At 64.3% G+C, this 16,192-nt stretch carries 17 protein-coding genes; 7 read left to right on the top strand and 10 right to left on the bottom strand.

What is annotated here, in order from left to right; all coding sequences use genetic code 11:
* Positions 1-2: 2 nt before the first annotated feature.
* A complete protein-coding gene (locus JQ633_RS21685; RefSeq protein WP_211987102.1) occupies positions 3-1,214 on the top strand; it encodes a hypothetical protein in 1,212 nt (403 codons plus the stop codon).
* A gap of 113 nt (positions 1,215-1,327) precedes the next feature.
* On the opposite strand, the gene JQ633_RS21680 is transcribed toward JQ633_RS21685, so the two are convergent.
* Both JQ633_RS21680 and yidD read right to left on the bottom strand, forming a co-directional pair.
* Positions 1,328-1,495: a hypothetical protein gene (locus JQ633_RS21680; protein WP_211987101.1), complete on the bottom strand. Its 168-nt coding sequence runs from the start codon at positions 1,493-1,495 to the stop codon at positions 1,328-1,330.
* 99 nt (positions 1,496-1,594) lie between these two features.
* On the bottom strand, positions 1,595-1,948 hold the full coding sequence (gene yidD / locus JQ633_RS21675; protein ID WP_211987100.1) for a membrane protein insertion efficiency factor YidD: 354 nt from the start codon (positions 1,946-1,948) through the stop codon (positions 1,595-1,597).
* A gap of 234 nt (positions 1,949-2,182) precedes the next feature.
* On the opposite strand from yidD, the gene JQ633_RS21670 reads away from it, so the two are divergent.
* Complete coding sequence (locus tag JQ633_RS21670) at positions 2,183-3,103, top strand: hypothetical protein (protein ID WP_211987099.1); 921 nt, start codon at positions 2,183-2,185, stop codon at positions 3,101-3,103.
* A gap of 14 nt (positions 3,104-3,117) precedes the next feature.
* On the opposite strand, the gene JQ633_RS21665 is transcribed toward JQ633_RS21670, so the two are convergent.
* The 5 genes from JQ633_RS21665 to JQ633_RS21645 all read right to left on the bottom strand — a co-directional run bounded on the left by JQ633_RS21665 (position 3,118) and on the right by JQ633_RS21645 (position 8,306).
* Positions 3,118-3,585 (bottom strand): FG-GAP repeat domain-containing protein, encoded by a 468-nt coding sequence (locus JQ633_RS21665; RefSeq protein WP_211987098.1) that lies wholly within the window; start codon positions 3,583-3,585, stop codon positions 3,118-3,120.
* A 17-nt stretch (positions 3,586-3,602) separates the two neighbouring features.
* Complete coding sequence (locus tag JQ633_RS21660) at positions 3,603-3,806, bottom strand: hypothetical protein (protein ID WP_211987097.1); 204 nt, start codon at positions 3,804-3,806, stop codon at positions 3,603-3,605.
* 42 nt (positions 3,807-3,848) lie between these two features.
* Positions 3,849-4,520 (bottom strand): hypothetical protein, encoded by a 672-nt coding sequence (locus JQ633_RS21655; RefSeq protein WP_211987096.1) that lies wholly within the window; start codon positions 4,518-4,520, stop codon positions 3,849-3,851.
* Between the two features lie 965 nt (positions 4,521-5,485).
* A complete protein-coding gene (locus JQ633_RS21650; RefSeq protein WP_211987095.1) occupies positions 5,486-6,673 on the bottom strand; it encodes a hypothetical protein in 1,188 nt (395 codons plus the stop codon).
* Positions 6,674-7,859: 1,186 nt separating this feature from the next.
* Entirely contained in the window at positions 7,860-8,306 is a 447-nt protein-coding gene (locus JQ633_RS21645; protein WP_211987094.1) for an iron-sulfur cluster assembly scaffold protein, read from the bottom strand.
* 259 nt (positions 8,307-8,565) lie between these two features.
* Between JQ633_RS21645 and folE the strand changes: the two genes are divergently transcribed.
* The 4 genes from folE to JQ633_RS21625 all read left to right on the top strand — a co-directional run bounded on the left by folE (position 8,566) and on the right by JQ633_RS21625 (position 12,145).
* A complete protein-coding gene (gene folE, locus JQ633_RS21640) occupies positions 8,566-9,258 on the top strand; it encodes a GTP cyclohydrolase I FolE (RefSeq protein WP_211987093.1) in 693 nt (230 codons plus the stop codon).
* 30 nt (positions 9,259-9,288) lie between these two features.
* On the top strand, positions 9,289-9,717 hold the full coding sequence (hisI, locus tag JQ633_RS21635; protein WP_211987092.1) for a phosphoribosyl-AMP cyclohydrolase: 429 nt from the start codon (positions 9,289-9,291) through the stop codon (positions 9,715-9,717).
* A gap of 98 nt (positions 9,718-9,815) precedes the next feature.
* Positions 9,816-10,823 carry a transglycosylase SLT domain-containing protein gene (locus tag JQ633_RS21630; protein WP_211987091.1) on the top strand — a complete coding sequence of 336 codons (1,008 nt, stop codon included), beginning with the start codon at positions 9,816-9,818 and terminating at the stop codon, positions 10,821-10,823.
* A 143-nt stretch (positions 10,824-10,966) separates the two neighbouring features.
* Positions 10,967-12,145 carry a DUF2336 domain-containing protein gene (locus tag JQ633_RS21625; protein ID WP_211987090.1) on the top strand — a complete coding sequence of 393 codons (1,179 nt, stop codon included), beginning with the start codon at positions 10,967-10,969 and terminating at the stop codon, positions 12,143-12,145.
* Between the two features lie 57 nt (positions 12,146-12,202).
* Here the strand turns inward: JQ633_RS21625 and JQ633_RS21620 are convergent, their stop codons facing one another.
* The 3 genes from JQ633_RS21620 to JQ633_RS21610 form a co-directional block, all read right to left on the bottom strand.
* Positions 12,203-12,781 (bottom strand): Hpt domain-containing protein, encoded by a 579-nt coding sequence (locus JQ633_RS21620; RefSeq protein ID WP_211987089.1) that lies wholly within the window; start codon positions 12,779-12,781, stop codon positions 12,203-12,205.
* A gap of 4 nt (positions 12,782-12,785) precedes the next feature.
* Positions 12,786-13,337 carry a response regulator gene (locus tag JQ633_RS21615; RefSeq protein ID WP_211987088.1) on the bottom strand — a complete coding sequence of 184 codons (552 nt, stop codon included), beginning with the start codon at positions 13,335-13,337 and terminating at the stop codon, positions 12,786-12,788.
* A 165-nt stretch (positions 13,338-13,502) separates the two neighbouring features.
* Positions 13,503-14,282 carry an NAD kinase gene (locus JQ633_RS21610; RefSeq protein ID WP_211987087.1) on the bottom strand — a complete coding sequence of 260 codons (780 nt, stop codon included), beginning with the start codon at positions 14,280-14,282 and terminating at the stop codon, positions 13,503-13,505.
* A gap of 186 nt (positions 14,283-14,468) precedes the next feature.
* Between JQ633_RS21610 and JQ633_RS21605 the strand changes: the two genes are divergently transcribed.
* Complete coding sequence (locus tag JQ633_RS21605) at positions 14,469-16,040, top strand: S10 family peptidase (protein ID WP_211987086.1); 1,572 nt, start codon at positions 14,469-14,471, stop codon at positions 16,038-16,040.
* Positions 16,041-16,192: the final 152 nt, after the last annotated feature.

Here is a 16,192-nt window from a genome sequence, read left to right as displayed (position 1 = left end):
GAATGTCATTGTCCGTCAGGCTGCTGACGTTCGCTGCGATTTTGCTGCTCGTTGCGCCGGCGGCGCGCGCGGCAGGGGTGACCGCCGATGACACGGCGCGCTTCCTCGCCGGCATGCCGCCCTCGGCCGAGTCACCGCTGACGCCGCTGACGCGGGACCCGGCCTGGCAGCGTCACGCGAAGTTCTTCGACTCGGCCTTCGCCCAGCTCGAGCAGCGACAGATCTCGCGGATCCGCGCCTGGTCCGACGCCAATCTCGCCGCGCCCAAGCCGACCATGTTCTACATGTTCTCGGGGCCGGACTTCCTCTACGCCAATGCCTTCTACCCGAAGGCGACGACCTATGTGCTGAGCGCGCTCGAGCCGCCCGGCGGCGTCGCCGATCTCGCCACGCTGCCGCGCGGCGGCGTCACCGCGGCGCTCCACAATGTCGAGCGCTCGCTGGCCTCGATCCTGAGCTTCTCCTTCTTCATCACCAAGCAGATGAAGACAGACCTGCACACCAGCCAGGTCAGCGGCAGCTTGCCGATCCTCTATGTGTTCCTGGCGCGCTCCGGCATGACCATCCGCGACGTCAAACCGGTCGCGCTCGACGACGGCGGGGCGCTGTCGGCGGGCGTCGATGCGCCGGCGCGCAGCAATGCGCGCGGCGTCCGGATCATGTTTGCCGGCGCCGACGGGGTGGAGAAGACGCTGTATTACTTCTCGACCGATCTCTCCAATTCGGGCGTCAAGGCGAGCGGCTTCTTGAAATTCTGCGCGACGCTGGCGCCCGGCAACAGCCTGATCAAGAGCGCATCCTATCTGATGCACGCCGGCAACTTCTCGACCGTGCGCAGCTTCATCCTGGCCAACAGCGCGACCATCATCCAGGACGATTCCGGAATCCCGCTGGCCTATTACGGCCCGAAGCGGTGGCGCTTCTTCCCGTTCGGCAGCTATCGCGGCCCGATCGACAAGTTCCCCGGCCGCTACCAGCATTCCTATGCCGAGCTGTTCCGCCGCGCGCAGCCGGTCGACTTCGGCATCGGCTATCGCTGGCGCACCTATGAGACCAACGTGCTGCTGTCCGTGAAGCTGCCCGACGACGGCACCGCGGCGGAGGCCGCCGCCGTCCCCGAGGAGCGTGCCGCGCCGCCGCCACGGCCAAAGCCGCACAGGCCTCGCCCGCTGCTGCCTCCACCGCCACCCGGGTATTACTGGTTCTGGCGCTAACGGGGCGCTCGCGTAGCCCGGATCAAGCGAAGCGAAATCCGGGGCCGCTCTACCCGCGGCACGTCCGGCCCCGGATTACGCTGCGCTTCATCCGGGCTACGCGCTTTCGCGCCTCACCACCTCACGCTCTGGCTCGGCACGATGAACGCCGTGGTGTTCGGCGTGTCGGGGCGGTGGACGAAGTAGGCGTAGGCGGCAACGATCAGGACGAGCAGAGCGAGCACGGCCAGCAGATCGATCTGCCGGGGATCGTGTCCGTTGTGGCTGATTTTCCAGCGCATTGTTGTGTCCTCGTAGGCAGAACAACAATGCGGCCAGCTTCGCCACAGTTCCCGCGCGTCTGCAATGCGCAGTTCGATTGAAAGCGCCGCAGCAATCCGTCAGGCGTCGTTGACGCCGCGCCAGCGGCCGTAGCGCCAGGGCAGGTACCAGCGCGCGCGCGCCGGCTTGAGCTGGGGCACGTTGTCGATGCCGGATGTCCCGAACGGATGACAGCGCAGCAGCCGCGCCAGCGTCATCCAGCCGCCGGCCCATAATCCGAAGCGTTCGATCGCCTCGTCGCCATAGACCGAGCAAGTCGGCAGATGCCGGCAATTGTAGCCGACCAGCGGCGACAGCGTGTGGCGATAGATCCAGATCAGGCCGCGGCCACCGTTGCGCGGCAGGCGGCGCAGCGTGCTGGCACAGCTCGTGCATCGAGCGGAATGCGATGGCGAATGATCGGTGGACGGCATGATGCACTATGTACGTAGTCTTGCGGGGGTTCCAAGCCAAGGAACTGAACTGTTGCAGATATTTACGCCACAGTTCGCATCTATTGCACCGCGCGAAGAGCGCCGCAGCAAAGGTCCTATGGACGGTATCGGCAAGCGAGTTTACCGTTCGCGTTGCGCTCCGATGACAGAATCATGGCGCGCTGACATGGGGCCGTCGCCGCTCGTACCAGTGGTTCGGGGGAAGGAACCGACTTGAAGCTTCTGAAGTCCCTTTCATCGCGGAGTTGGGCGCTGCTCGGCGCCGTTGCCCTTTGCATCGCAGGTTCCTCTTCGGTCACGACGCTGGGCACGTCGGCCCAGGCGGGCGGAAGCCTTGAGGAACGCAAGCTGCCGATGAAGTTCAGCTGGATCGCATGCCAGCCGAACTGCCGCGGCTGGGTATCGGCGGTCGGCATCATCACCTCAGACAGCCCGAAGGATTTCGACGAATTCGCCCGCGGCCGCCAGCTCGGCGGTGCCACCATCGTGCTCGACTCCTCGGGCGGCTCGGTCAACGACGCGATCGCGCTCGGCCGTCGCTTCCGCGGCCTCGGCCTGCTGACGACGGTCGGCACCAGCATCGTCAGCCAGACCGCGCAGGGCGAGCGCGCCAGCGTGGTGCCGGACGCCTATTGCGAATCGATGTGCGCGTTCCTGCTGCTGTCCGGCAAGACGCGCTATGTCCCGCCGGCCGCTCACGTCCGCGTTCATCAGATCTGGATGGGCGATCGCGCCGACGATGCGCGCGCCGCGAGCTACACCGCGCAGGACCTGATGATCGTCGAGCGCGACATCGGCCGTCTCGCCAAATACACCTTCGACATGGGCGGCGCCGGCGAGCTGCTGGCGCTGTCGCTCAGCGTGCCGCCGTGGGAAGACCTGCACGAATTGTCGGCCGACGAATTGCGGCTGACCAATCTCGTCACCACGAATTCGGTCGCCGACGTGCTGCCGCGTCAGGACGACTCCGTTCCCGTCGCCGCAGCAACGCCGAAGGATCGCGAGCGCTTCGTGAGCAGCGCGGCCGATAGCGACGCCCAGCCGCAGCCGGCGAGGGCGACCAAGACCGCCGAAGCCGTGGCGACCGGCGGCAAGGCTCCGCCGGCGGCAGCGCCGGTTCAGCCGGCGCAGTAGGAGCGGGCGGCACCTCAGACGATGTGCCAGCCGGCCGGAATGGCGCCGGCTGCGGCGAGGGTGTGGGCGCCGCTCAGTTGCCCGTCATCCCACATCGTCACCAGGCCACCGTCGTTGAGCCACAAGATATCGTCGCGTCCGTTGTTGTTGAAATCGCCGATGCCCGCGACGTGGAAGTCGTTTGACACGGTGCCGAGACTGGCGATCGTGTGAGCGTCGGCGATCTGGCCATTATCCCAGATCGTGACTGCACCATTGTCGTTCCGCCACAGGATGTCGTCATGGCCGTTGCCGTCGAAATCGCCGACCCCGGCGATGTGAAAGTCCGACGTGACGGCGCCGGCGGCAGCTAGCACGTGCGCACCGCCGAGCTGCCCGTTATCCCAGACCGTCACTGCGCCATTATCGTTGCGCCACAGGATATCATCCTTGCCGTTGCCGTCGAAGTCGCCGATCCCGGCGACGTGCAAGCTATCTGGCACGGTGCCGGTAGCGGCAATCACGTGACGGCCGCTGAACTGGCCATTGTCCAGATCGTGACTGCGCCGTCGTCGCTCGTCCAAAGCTTCAATAGCGTGTTCAGTGCGTTGACGATTACGTTGTGTTCGAAGCCCGGTGGAGTATCGACTGTGATCGCATTCACCACTTTGCCGTTTTGATCTTTGTACGTGAACCTTGGATCAAGAGTCGGAATCGTCGCCATCGTGGTATCGTCCTGTCTGATAACTCTAAAGCGTTTGCCTATCTATTGGACAATCATCGGCATCGATGGCTGCCAAGTCGTATCTGTCCCGATCATCAGATCAGTCGCGCAGTGGCTTGTATAAAAGACGAAGGTCAAGGGTTGCTCTGCCAGACCCGAAGGAGCGTAGGTCATGACCAAAGGTTGGTCAGGTCGGTGTTCGGATAAGATGCCAATGAGACGATCCATTGCGGCGTCAGACAGATCTGCGGGATAGCCTGGATGCGGCCGGGGGTCGTCAGGGCCCATAGCCGCCAAGATGTCGTTTCGTGACAGACAAAGCCGCGTTTCGGTGAGCACGAATTTGACGTAGGCGCGATATTCGTGGTCGTTCGGTGGATCGATTACATAGTCGGCGAAAAATGTTGAATCGGCGCCGAACAACGAGACCCTTCCGCGGACGTCTGGTCCGGCCGCCTCGGCTCTTTGTCTGCTCTCCATCTCGAACGGAAGCCACGATTTGACCTCCGCATCGTTGCGAAGATCGCGCACATGACGCAGACTCCGGACGGTATCGAAAAACCTATCTTTGCTGAAGCTGCTCTGGATGCCGTCCGTATCGGCCGATGCGCGGACTGTCACGAGAGGCAGTGAGATAAGTACGCCGATGATCTTAACGGTGAAGCGCGATTGTATCACGACCTCGCGTGCCCAACGATGGTAGCAATCGAACATATCTCGTGCCCCCAAGAGATCTCACTATCAGTAAGACGGTTGAGTGCAACGAAACACGCAGCCTTTGCGAGATTAGTTTTGATGACTAACAGAACGGCTTCCATTGAACGCACGCAGCTCGCATGGCGCTGAACATGGTGCGGCGAGTCCTTCACTGTGGCTCGCGCGGCTCCTCGAACGGCGCGAAGTACTTCGGAAACAGCAGATGAGGCGATCTATCGGTCCCGATGGTGACGTTGGCCAGGCAGTGCCCATCATCGAAGACAAACTCAACCGGTTGCGGTGGAGGTTTTAGTGATCCGTAGGTCATCACGTAGGGGCGTGCTGGGCGATCATGTCCGTGTGGGTCGAGCAATTGGTCTAGTCTCTGGTCCGATATGTCTGGTGGGTAGTCAGGATTAGGCTGCCGATCGCCCGGTCCGAACGCCGCGATGATAGTGTCCCGGTTTAGGCAGAGATTGCTTCGGTTTATCAGGAGTCTGACGAACCACTCGCCATCGCGAGCAAGCTTGTTTGGCTGCTCAACGATGTATCTGACGCCGTCCAGCCAATCCGTGGACTCATCTTCGACGAGCCACGCGTTCTGATCGAGCTTGGGATCCTTAAAGCGCTTCAGCCGACGTGGCCGCTCGTTAGGACAATGTCGCCAACCTGTGCTTGGTCGAGCGAGACCTGAGAGTAGTACTTCGACGCAGCTTGGCTCAGGCTTCCGTCGCTGGCCCGGAAACCCGACTGCGCAGTGAAGTATTTAACGTTGTATCCGGATGCTAATAGTGATTGCTGTAACAGACTTGAACAATCGATTGGGAGACCCTCGGCCTTGGACCCCGGAGGAGTATTCCCAAGAGCAAGTGAATCTCCTTTATTTGGTTTCTGGCTGTATACGAACGGGGTATTAACGCCGGTCGGAGTTTTTGCGTCTCCGAACAATTGTCGTGCAATGACTGGAATATTCTCGTTCGACATTATTTCCTCACTTGAGGATCGATATTGACGGGGCCGATGATTTTGTCGCGCGGAGGAAGAAAAACGCCCGGGCCGAAAGAGGGCGCGAGAAAGGTCGAGCCGAAATGATCAATCATCGAGACTGCGGAGTTTGAGGGGTATGCGAGGTGAAGGACCTTAATGTCCTTCACTTGAGGCGCTACCTCCCACCGCTCCGCGGCAACGACTTTGCCGCACGATTCGCAGTCGTATACGGGAGCCCCAGGGAAGATCATTTTGTAGACTGTTCCGTCCTCGCAAACAGCGGCGACCATGGAAGAGGCAGAACTGACGGACTTCACTTGACAGATGCCCTCGATCTTGTGCGGCTCGCGGGTGCTGGTCGGCGACGCGGAGGCAATGTTGCGAGTGCCCCACGACCACAGTTCGCCACCATCGGTCACGACAAAAGTGGGTCCTTCCGCTGTTGCCGAGAGCGCTGGTGGGATGCCGAGGACTTTTCTGGCGATGAACTTGTCGTCGACAACAAGATCGCTCCGCTCCGGCTGAAAGTCCGGCTTGTCGATGCCGCCCCAAAGCCAGACGTTGCCCGTACGATCAATTCCGATCGAATGCGGGAAACCCACCGTGATGGCCTTCAGTGGCGCGGGTACCGGAATCCGAACTGGAGATTTGATTAGCCGCCGGGTCAGTCGCCCCGATCGATCTCGTTCGACCTTCTGAGTAGTAATCAGACCTTGACTGTCTACTCCCCATCCCCAGGCTCGCCCGTCACTGTCGACCGCCAGATGAGTGCCGCGGGAGCTCGCTATGGTAACTACGTTCCGCAGTCCGGGAACGACGCTCGCTGGCGAGAACGAGCAGTTGTGTATGCCTTCCTTGGCACAATGCCCGTCCCATTGCAGGACTATCCCGTCTCGCCGAAGCGCGATCCAGTAAGCATTGCCGCGCGGCCAGCGTGGACCCAGCCCATCCTCGGGAGAGCCGGCCACGTCAACGATGTCATCAAGACCCGCTATGAAGACTGGCTCCTTTGCTTCTCCGGTCTGGTTTCTAAATCCAATGACCCGGCCGTCGTCGCGGAGCACGGCGTCACCTGCCTCGGTGATGGCCACAGCGCGATGGGGGGCCGAGATCAACGCTGGCGTCGGCGCAACCTCTGCCGCAGCGGGAGCCAACCGCAACACGATTGCGAGGGTTGTCGCCAACAGCCATCCTTGAACTTGTCTCATCCCTCGCGCCTCCCTTATTGCGCGCTGGCGCATAGAACGCAGGAATGGTGGTAGCGAGGCGCCGTCGGAGCGCTGCGTGTCGATAGCGGGACCCCCAGTCCTCGTAAGCGCGGTCGTTCGCAACTGATGAACTTTACTCTCGGGAAAAGTGCGCGCATGCCAGACGAACAAGAAATGTCTTTCAACACCTCTAGGTTGATGTTGCTAATCGCCTCCCGGATCAAGGAGATTATTTCTTGCGGGTTAGGGTATCTTAGATCGTCTAGCCTGGGGTGACTCCGATCTGACGCGTCACGGGACTTGATCGTTGCACGCGAATTAACGGCGCCACAGTGCCAGAGGTGCCCGCTCGAAATTCAATCACTGAGTTGCCCGACGGCGCAAGCCTTCGCAGCGAAGTATTTCGCTTTTTCGGAATGGCGGCTCAGTGCTATAGATAGCGCGTCTCACCCGATCGAGGGGCGCTGCGCATCGTCATTAGCGTCGCGGTGAGATGCGGTCGACGCCGCGCGTTGCGACTGACGAGAGCACGCGAGGCGGACGGTGAAGTCGTGCAGGCCTGACGCCCTAGAGGCAGGTGTCCTATCGCTCGATGCAATTTGCGTCTTGCGAAAGCGGTGACAAGAAAGCCAAGTCTCGCCGGGGAGAGCGCGTATAAGCCGTAACCCATCGCGCAGGGAAAGCCGGGTTGCTTCCGGTTACACCTGTGGTCCTACTCCCCGAGCTTTCTACCTATTGCTCGGGGCCCATGGGTGCGATCGGCACCCGGCTTTCCCTGCGCCCGCTGTTAAGCGAGAGGGTGGAACGAAGAGCAAAGGCTCGGACAAATCATGTCGCGAGAATGCGAAGCTGCATCCCCGTTCATCGCCGTCATCGCCCGGCTCGACCGGGCGATCCAGTACGCCGCGGCCCATCGGCTCAAGCACTGCTGCCTCTGGAATACTGGGTCACCCGGTCAAGCCGGGTGACGACACCGCGTTGTGTGGAAGGCGATGCCACAAACTCGCTGTCGTCCCGGCGAAGGCCGGGACACATTACCCCGACGGCGTGTCCGTTGCGCGATGCTGGGCGCGGCTCACGCCAACAGCACAACCCTGTGGTTATGGGTCCCGGCCTTCGCCGGGACGACGTGGGGAGAGATACGCGCGAAACGCAGCCCCGCTTACGCCGGCTGCTTCGCCTTCGCCTCGATCTGGCCGATCGCGTCGACCACGGCATCGAAGGTGAGCAGGGTCGAGGCATGGCGGGCCTTGTAGTCGCGCACGGGTTCGAGCAGGGCGATGTCGGCCCACTTGCCGCCCTGCGGCGGCTGGCCGTTTTCCTTCAGCATCTTGCGGACGGTCTCGCGCAGTGCGCGCAATTCGTCGGCGGTCGAGCCTACCACGTGGCTTGCCATGATCGAGGAGGAGGCCTGGCCGAGCGCGCAGGCCTTCACGTCATGGGCGAAGTCGGTCACCACGCCGCCGTCCATCTTGAGGTCGACCTTCACGGTCGAGCCGCACAGCTTGGAATGGGCGGTGGCGCTGGCGTCGGGATCCGGGAGCCGTCCGAGGCGCGGAATATTGCCGGCCAACTCGATGATCCGCTTGTTGTAAATGTCATTCAGCATGGGGGCAGATGCCTGGTTCCGGCGGGGCCGGGCGCTCTCAGGCGCTGTTGGGCGCACTTGGCGGCTGGGTTTCACCGTCCTATATATGAATGGCATTGGCGGAAATATAGCCCGGCCATGCAGCCGGTGCGGCCCACCTCCGCCGCAACGGTGCTAGTATTACGGACTCAGGCGCCCGGCGGGGACAATCCGCCCCGTCTGCCCGGTGACACATCCGGCCCCAAGGCAATAGCTGCCAGGCCGGTCGAACGGAGAAGACATGGACGCCTTGATCAAATCGATCCGCCCCAACAAGCCGACCGACAAGCCCGCCGAGCCCCGTCAGGGCGAGCTCGATCCTGCCGAATTCATGGCCGCCGCCGTCCGCGCCGACCAGCCGCGCCCGTCGCGCGCCGAGGCCGAGGCGGCGGTGAAGACGCTGCTCAGCTATATCGGCGAGAACACCCACCGCGAGGGCCTGCTCGACACGCCGCGCCGGGTCGTCGAGGCCTATGACGAGCTCTATCAGGGCTACCACCAGTGCCCGGCCGAGGTGCTGAACCGCACCTTTGGCGAGACCGCCGGCTACGACGATTTCGTCCTGATCCGCGACATCGAATTCACCTCGCAGTGCGAGCATCACATGATGCCGTTCTATGGCAAGGCGCACATCGCCTATACGCCGGTGGAGCGCGTGGTCGGCCTGTCCAAGCTGGCGCGGCTGACCGACATCTTCGCCCGCCGCCTGCAGACGCAGGAGCATCTCACCGCGCAGATCGCGGCGGCGATCGACGAGGTGCTGAAGCCGCGCGGCGTTGCGGTGCTGATCGAGGCGGAGCATACCTGCATGTCGGTGCGCGGCGTTGCCAAGCACGGCGCGTCGACCTTCACCAGCCGCTACACCGGCATGTTCCGCGACAATCCGGCGGAGCAGGCGCGCTTCCTGTCCATGGTGCGAGGACCGAACCGGTAACCTCGCGGTTTTCTTCAAGCGAGGTTTTCCGTGTCCGCATCGACCCACGATCACGACCGCGAGGAAGGGCTGGCGTTCCAGCCCAAATTCGACGCGGCCGGTCTCGTCACCTGCGTCGCGACCGATGCGGCGACCGGCGACGTGCTGATGGTCGCGCACATGAACGACGAGGCGCTGCGCAAGACGATCGCGACCGGCGAGGGCTGGTATTTCAGCCGCTCGCGCGGCGCGCTGTGGCGCAAGGGCGAGAGCTCGGGCCAGACCCAGCGCGTGCTCGAGATCCGGATGGACTGCGACCAGGACGCGGTGTGGCTCAAGGTCGAGCAGATCGGTGCCGCCTGCCATACCGGACGGCGATCCTGCTTCTACCGCGCGGTGACGGGCGAGGGCGGGGCCGTCAGCCTGTCCTTTGTCGACGCTGACCGGCTGTTCGATCCGGCCGAGGTCTACCGAAAATAGCTGATTAAGCCCCCATTAACCATAATTGCGGCAGTCTGACCCAATGTGGGTGCCGATTGCCGGCGCCCGAAAGCTACCGGACAAGGGCACCCGGCCAGATGGCGGTCGACACACTCAATGCCTCGGCTGCGGCAGGTGTCGATCCCTCGCGCCTGAAGGTCGCCAGCTCGATCAAGCAGGCGGCGTCCACGACCGGCACCAGCTTCGAATATCTGCTCACCACCGCGAAGATGGAATCCAATTTCAATCCGCGAGCAGGTGCCACGACCTCGTCGGCGCACGGGCTGTTCCAGTTCATCGACCAGACCTGGCTCGGCACCGTCAAGGAGGCCGGTAGCCAGCTCGGCTACGGCAAATATGCCGACGCCATCTCTAAAAATTCCGACGGCAGCTATTCGGTCAGCGACGCCTCCGCGCGCAACGCGATCATGAAGCTGCGCGACGATCCCGACGCGGCCTCCGCGATGGCGGGGGTGTTGACGCAATCCAACAGCTTCAAGCTCACCGGCAAGATCGGCCGCCGCCCGACCGATGCCGAGCTCTACATGGCGCACTTCATGGGCGTCGGCGGCGCCGGCAAGCTGATCTCGAGCGCCGAGGATTCGCCGAGCGCCAATGCGGCGGCGATGTTTCCGAAGGCGGCTGCCGCGAACCAGTCGATCTTCTACGACAAGTCCGGCAACGCGCGCAGCGTCTCGCAGGTCTATTCGGTGCTGACCACACGCTATGTCGCTGCGGCCAATTCGCAGGACACGCGCACCGCCTTCGCGGCGGCGGGCGGCGGCGAAACCATGAGCCCCTATGCGGTCGCCGGCGCGGTGCCGACGCAGGCGCTGACGATGGACACCGCGTCCTATCTCTCGACTTTCCCCGACGCCCGCACGGCAACGCCCGTCGCCGCGACCACCGCAACGGCCTCAGCGGCGCAGCAGGCACCGATGTTCCGCTCGCTGTACCAGGGCGGCGATCGCCCGCAGCCGATTTCTCCAGCGGTGCAGGAGCTGTGGGGCGGCTCGTCCTCGCTGACCGCGTCCGCAACGCCGAAGGTCCGCGCCCCCGGCCGGCTCGACCTGTTCAGCGATCCGAACGGCACCTATAGCGGCTAGCGCTTGGCCCGGCCTTGAGGCCTTAACGAAACGTCAATAATCCCAAACGTTTATGGTGAACCCTTTGTTAAGCGTCATGGTTTATTTTTCCTTGTAGTGGCGTCGCATACCGATGCCGTCTCGTTGCGTAAGCCGGCAGGACCATGATCGTTCGGCAGTTCATTAGTTGGATTAGGACCGCTCCCGCAGGCGAGCGGGCAGAGGCGACGCGAGCCCTGGCGCGAGCCTGGCTCATTTCAGACCTCAGCGAGGACGACCGTATCGCAGCCGAAGGCGCGCTGCTGATGCTGCTCGATGATCCGTCGCCGCTGGTACGGCAGGCGATGGCCGAGGTGTTCGCCCGCAGCGCCGATGCGCCGGCCGCCATCGTGCGGGCGCTATCGGCCGACCAGGTGGCGATCGCGCTGCCGGTGCTGGAACATTCCCCGCTCTTGCTCGATGCCGATCTCGTCGACATCGTCGCGACCGGCTCGGACGAGATGCAATGCGCGATCGCGCGCCGCATCGACCTGCCGCCATCCGTGTCTGCCGCAATTGCCGAGGTCGGCTCGGCGGCGGCGGCGCTGGAGCTGATCGAGAACCCGTATGCGGAGCTCGCGCCGTTCTCATGGGACCGCATCGTCGAGCGCCACGGCCATCTCGCCGCCATCAGAGAGTCGATGCTGGAGCTCGAGGACCTGCCGTCGGCGACGCGGATGGCGCTGGTCGCAAAACTATCCGACACGCTGGCGCAGTTCGTGGTGGCGCGGAACTGGCTCGGCGCCGACCGCGCCGAACGGATCGCCGGCGAGGCGCGGGAGCGCTCTACGGTGAACATCGCCGCGCGCGCCTTCGGCGACGACATGCAGAACCTGATCACCCATCTGCGCGCCACCGGCCAGCTCACCGCGGGCCTGATCCTGCGCGCGCTGCTGTCGGGCAATCTCGACCTGTTCGGCGCGGCGCTCGCCGAACTGTCCGGGCTGCCTTACGGGCGCGTCTCGGCGCTGCTCAACGATCGCGGCGGCAGCGGGCTGCAAGCGCTGCTGCGCAAGGCGGGCCTGCCGGAATCCACCTACGCCGCGTTCCGCGTCGCGCTCGAGGCCAGCCACGAGATTGGCTTCGTCGATACCGGCGACGGCGCGGCGCGGCTGCATCGGCGGATGGTCGAGCGGGTGCTGACCCATTGCGAAACCGACCATTCGGCCGCCGAGCCGCTGCTGATCCTGCTGCGGCGGTTCGCGACCGAGTCGGCGCGCGAAGACGCCCGCATGTTCTGCGACGAGATCGCGGCGGAAGATGCGATCGCGCCGCTGCCCTACGACGACCTGATCGCGGCCTAGGCCTGATAGATAAGGATCAAGCCGCCGCCGCAATCGCGGCGGCGCGACCGCGCGCGACTATTCGTTCGGCACGATGCTCGGCGCCAGGATCGCCTCGAGATGCTCGGGCCGGTCGCGGTTGGCGTGGGTCAGGAACTCGTCGGCGATGCCGCGCAACTGCTTGCTCAGCACCCCGGCGACGACGGTGGTGTCGAGCCGGGTGCGTTCGCGCACGATGGCCTGCACGGCGTTGATGTGGTGCGCGATCAGCTGCGGCGGTACCGCGTCGAGATCCGGCGCGTGCTCGATGATCCGGCACAGGCTCTCCGCCGCCGCGGCGGCCGAAGGATAGCCGAAGGTCGCGGCATCGCCCTTGATGTCGTGCGCGGCACGGAACAGTTCTTCGCGGGTCTGCTCGTTGAAGCCGTCGCGGAGCGCCGCGGCATGCGCCGCAGAGAGGCGGTCGGCCTCGATCGTCATCCATTCCTTGAACTCGCCCGACAGCCCGGCGAGCGCCTTTTCGGCGCGACCGACCGGATCGTCGAGATCGCTTTCCGGCACCCGCAGCAGCACCTTGCGCAGCGGGTTCGGCTGCGTGATCACGTGATGCGTGCCGAAGCTCTTGACCTCGATCGTCCCGGGCTTGTCCTTCGCCATGATCTTATCCTCCGGGGCCTAGCCGCGCCTTCTCGAGCAGCGACGGCTGCTGCATCACCTCGACCTCGCCGCTGCCGCGGCGCTCGGGGCCGATATAGGTGTTGGTGGTGTTGCGGCGGCGGTCGGGGCCGAAATAGGTCTTGGTCTTGATGAACGGTCGCGGATTGGCGACCACGTTGAGGATGCGCTGGTAGAGGCCCTTGGCCGAGATCGGCTTCGCCAGGAATTCGGTGACGCCGGCGTCGCGAGCGACCGTGACGCGGCGTTTCTCGGAGTGTCCGGTCAGCATTATGATCGGCGCGTAGGGATTGCCCTTGGATTCCGGCTGCCGGATCATCTGCGCCAGCTCGAGCCCGTCGAAGATCGGCATCGACCAGTCGGTGATGACGATGTCGGGCACGTAATGGGTGTACATCTCGAGCGCGGTGGCGCCGTCCTCGGCTTCATAGACCTCGCGCGCGCCGAATGAATGCAGCAGCGTCCGCAGGATGCGGCGCATATGCGGATTGTCGTCGCAAATCAGAAATCGCAGCTTGTTGAAATCAATGCGATACATGGTCCGGCCCTGATCGGGCATACCGGGCCAATGCGGTATTACCCGATATTAACCATATCCCGCCGGCGGTTAATGATTGGTTGCCGGGCAGGGCGCGCATCAGCGCCCCGGTTCATTGGACATGATCGTTTCGGAACACCGCTTCGAACTTTTTCCGGATCGTGCCTAGTGCCCGAACTGCTCGCGCAGGATGCGCTCCTCCAGCGAGTGGCCGGGATCGAACAGCATCCGCATCGCGATGGTCTTGTCGGAGAGCACCTCGACGCGGCGGACGTCGCGCACCTCGTCATGGTCGGCGACCGCGGCGACCGGGCGTTTCTCGCCCTCGATCACCTCGATCACCACGAAGGCGGAGTTCGGCAGCAGCGCGCCGCGCCAGCGCCGCGGCCGGAACGCGCTGATCGGGGTCAGCGCCAACAGCTGCGCGTTGATCGGCAGGATCGGGCCCTGGGCGGAGAGGTTGTAGGCGGTCGAACCGGCCGGCGTCGCCACCAGGATGCCGTCGGCCATCAGCTCGGCCATCCGCTCCTGCTCGTCGATCAGGATGCGCAGCTTCGCCACCTGATAGGTCTGGCGGAACAGCGCGACTTCATTGATGGCGTGGTGCAGGTGCACGGCGCCGTTGCTGTCGGTGGCGCGCATCAGCAGTGGATTGATCAGCGACTCCCGCGCGGCAGCGAGCCGCGTGCGCAGGTCGTGCGTCGAATATTCGTTCATCAGGAAGCCGACGGTGCCGCGATGCATGCCGTAGATCGGCTTGCCCGTCCGCATATGGGCGTGCAGCGTCTGTAGCATCAAGCCGTCGCCGCCGAGCGCGACCACGACATCGGCATCGTCGGATTGGTTGTTGCCATACATCGCTGTGAGCTGCTCGAGCGCGGACTGCGCTTCCGCACTCGGGCTGGCAACGAAGGCGATCTTGTCATACCGCTTGGAGCTGGCCATTGCTCACGAACTCGTTTGGCACGGAACACGCCGCGCTCGTCTATACATCCCCGGCGGCCTTGTCGAGATGGTCCCGGCTGCCGGGGCCAAGCTTCGTACAGGCCTCGTCTCAAGCCTCGCAGTCGCCGCCAGAATATCCCGCTTCGCCGCCAGAATGCGTAAACGCGGGCACAGGGAGTGAACGACATGGCTAACAGTTTTGCGACACGGCTCGCAGCGGCGTTGCTCGTGGCGTGTCTGGCAACCGCGGCGTGCGCCGACGACGAGGCCCCGCAGCCGCAACCCTCGCCGACCGCGCAGTCCCCGGCGGGGCAGAAGGGCCGGGCCGGGCGCGGCGAGGGCAGCCCCGCGGCCAGCGCCACCCCGGCGCCCGCCGCCGATCAGCACCGTTTGCCGCCGGACTCGACGACAAAGCAGTCAGTCGCGCTGCCGGGCCGCACGCTCGCCTTCACCGCGACCGCGGGCTCGATCCGCGTGTTCGACGACAAGGGCGAGCCGCTCGCCGATATCGCTACCACCGCCTATCAGCTCGACGGCGCGGAGAAGGCGAACCGGCCGGTGACCTTCCTGTTCAACGGCGGCCCGGGCTCGTCGTCGGCCTGGCTGCAATTCGGCAGTGTCGGGCCGTGGCGGCTGTCGTTCCAGGGCGACGGCGCGGTGTCGTCGGCGGCGCCTGACCTCTCGCCGAACGCCGACACCTGGCTCGACTTCACCGACCTCGTGTTCATCGATCCGGTCGGCACCGGCTACAGCCGCTTCGTCACCACGTCCGAGGATGCGCGCAAACGCTTCTTCACCGTCGACGGCGATGTCAATGCGGTCGCGCTGGTGATCCGCCGCTGGCTGGAGAAAAACGACCGGCTGACCTCGCCGAAATACGTCGCCGGCGAAAGCTATGGCGGCATTCGCGGGCCCAAGGTGGTGCGCAATCTGCAGATGCAGCAGGGCGTCGGCGTGCGCGGCCTGGTGCTGATCTCGCCAGTGCTCGACTTCCGCGACTATGCCGGCTCCAGCATCCTGCAATATGTCACGCGCCTTCCGACCATGACGGCGGTGGCGCGCCAGGCGAAGGGTCCGGTGACGCGCGAGGATCTCGCCGATGTCGAGCGCTACGCGCGCGGCGATTTCCTGCTCGACCTCGTCAAGGGGCTCGCCGACACCGAGGCCACTACACGCCTCGCCGACAAGGTCGCGAGTCTGACCGGCATCGAACCCGCGGTGAGCCGCCGGCTCGCCGGCCGGTTCGAGGTCGGCGAATTCCGCCGCGAGTTCGACCGCAAGAACGGCAAGGTGACGGGCCGCTACGACGCCTCCGTCGAAGGCTTCGATCCCTATCCGGATTCGAGCTACTTCCACTTCAACGATCCTTCCGGCGATCCCCTGATGGCGCCGCTGACCAGCGCCGCCGTCGACCTCACCACGCGCAAGCTGAACTGGCGGCCGGACGGCTCCTATCAGCTGCTCAGCGACAGCGTGAACCGGGGTTGGGATTTCGGCCACGGCGTCAATCCGGCAGAGTCGGTGACGCAGCTTCGCCAGATGCTGGCGCTCGATCCCAAACTGAAGCTCCTGATCGGCCACGGCCTGTTCGACCTCGCCACGCCCTATCTCGCCTCGCAGATCATCCTCGACCAGCTGCCGGCATTTGCGGGCAGGGACCGCAGCAAGCTCGTGGTCTATCCCGGCGGCCACATGTTCTACTCCCGCGACGGCTCGCGCGAAGCGTTCCGGAAAGAGGTCGAGGCCCTGATGGAGTGAAGGGGCGCCAAGCGGAATGGAGTGGAAGGAGCCGCACCCACCAATGTCGTCGTCCCTGCTTTCGCACCGACGACAGCGAATTCGTTGCGCGATCGCCAGCCAAACAACGCGGTGTCATCACCTGGCTTGACCGGGTGATCCAGTATTCCAGA

Source organism: Bradyrhizobium tropiciagri (assembly GCF_018130505.1).
Classification (GTDB): domain Bacteria; phylum Pseudomonadota; class Alphaproteobacteria; order Rhizobiales; family Xanthobacteraceae; genus Bradyrhizobium; species Bradyrhizobium tropiciagri_B.
The sequence above is the reverse complement of the archived record's forward strand: the minus strand, read 5'-3'. Positions and strand labels throughout refer to the sequence as shown.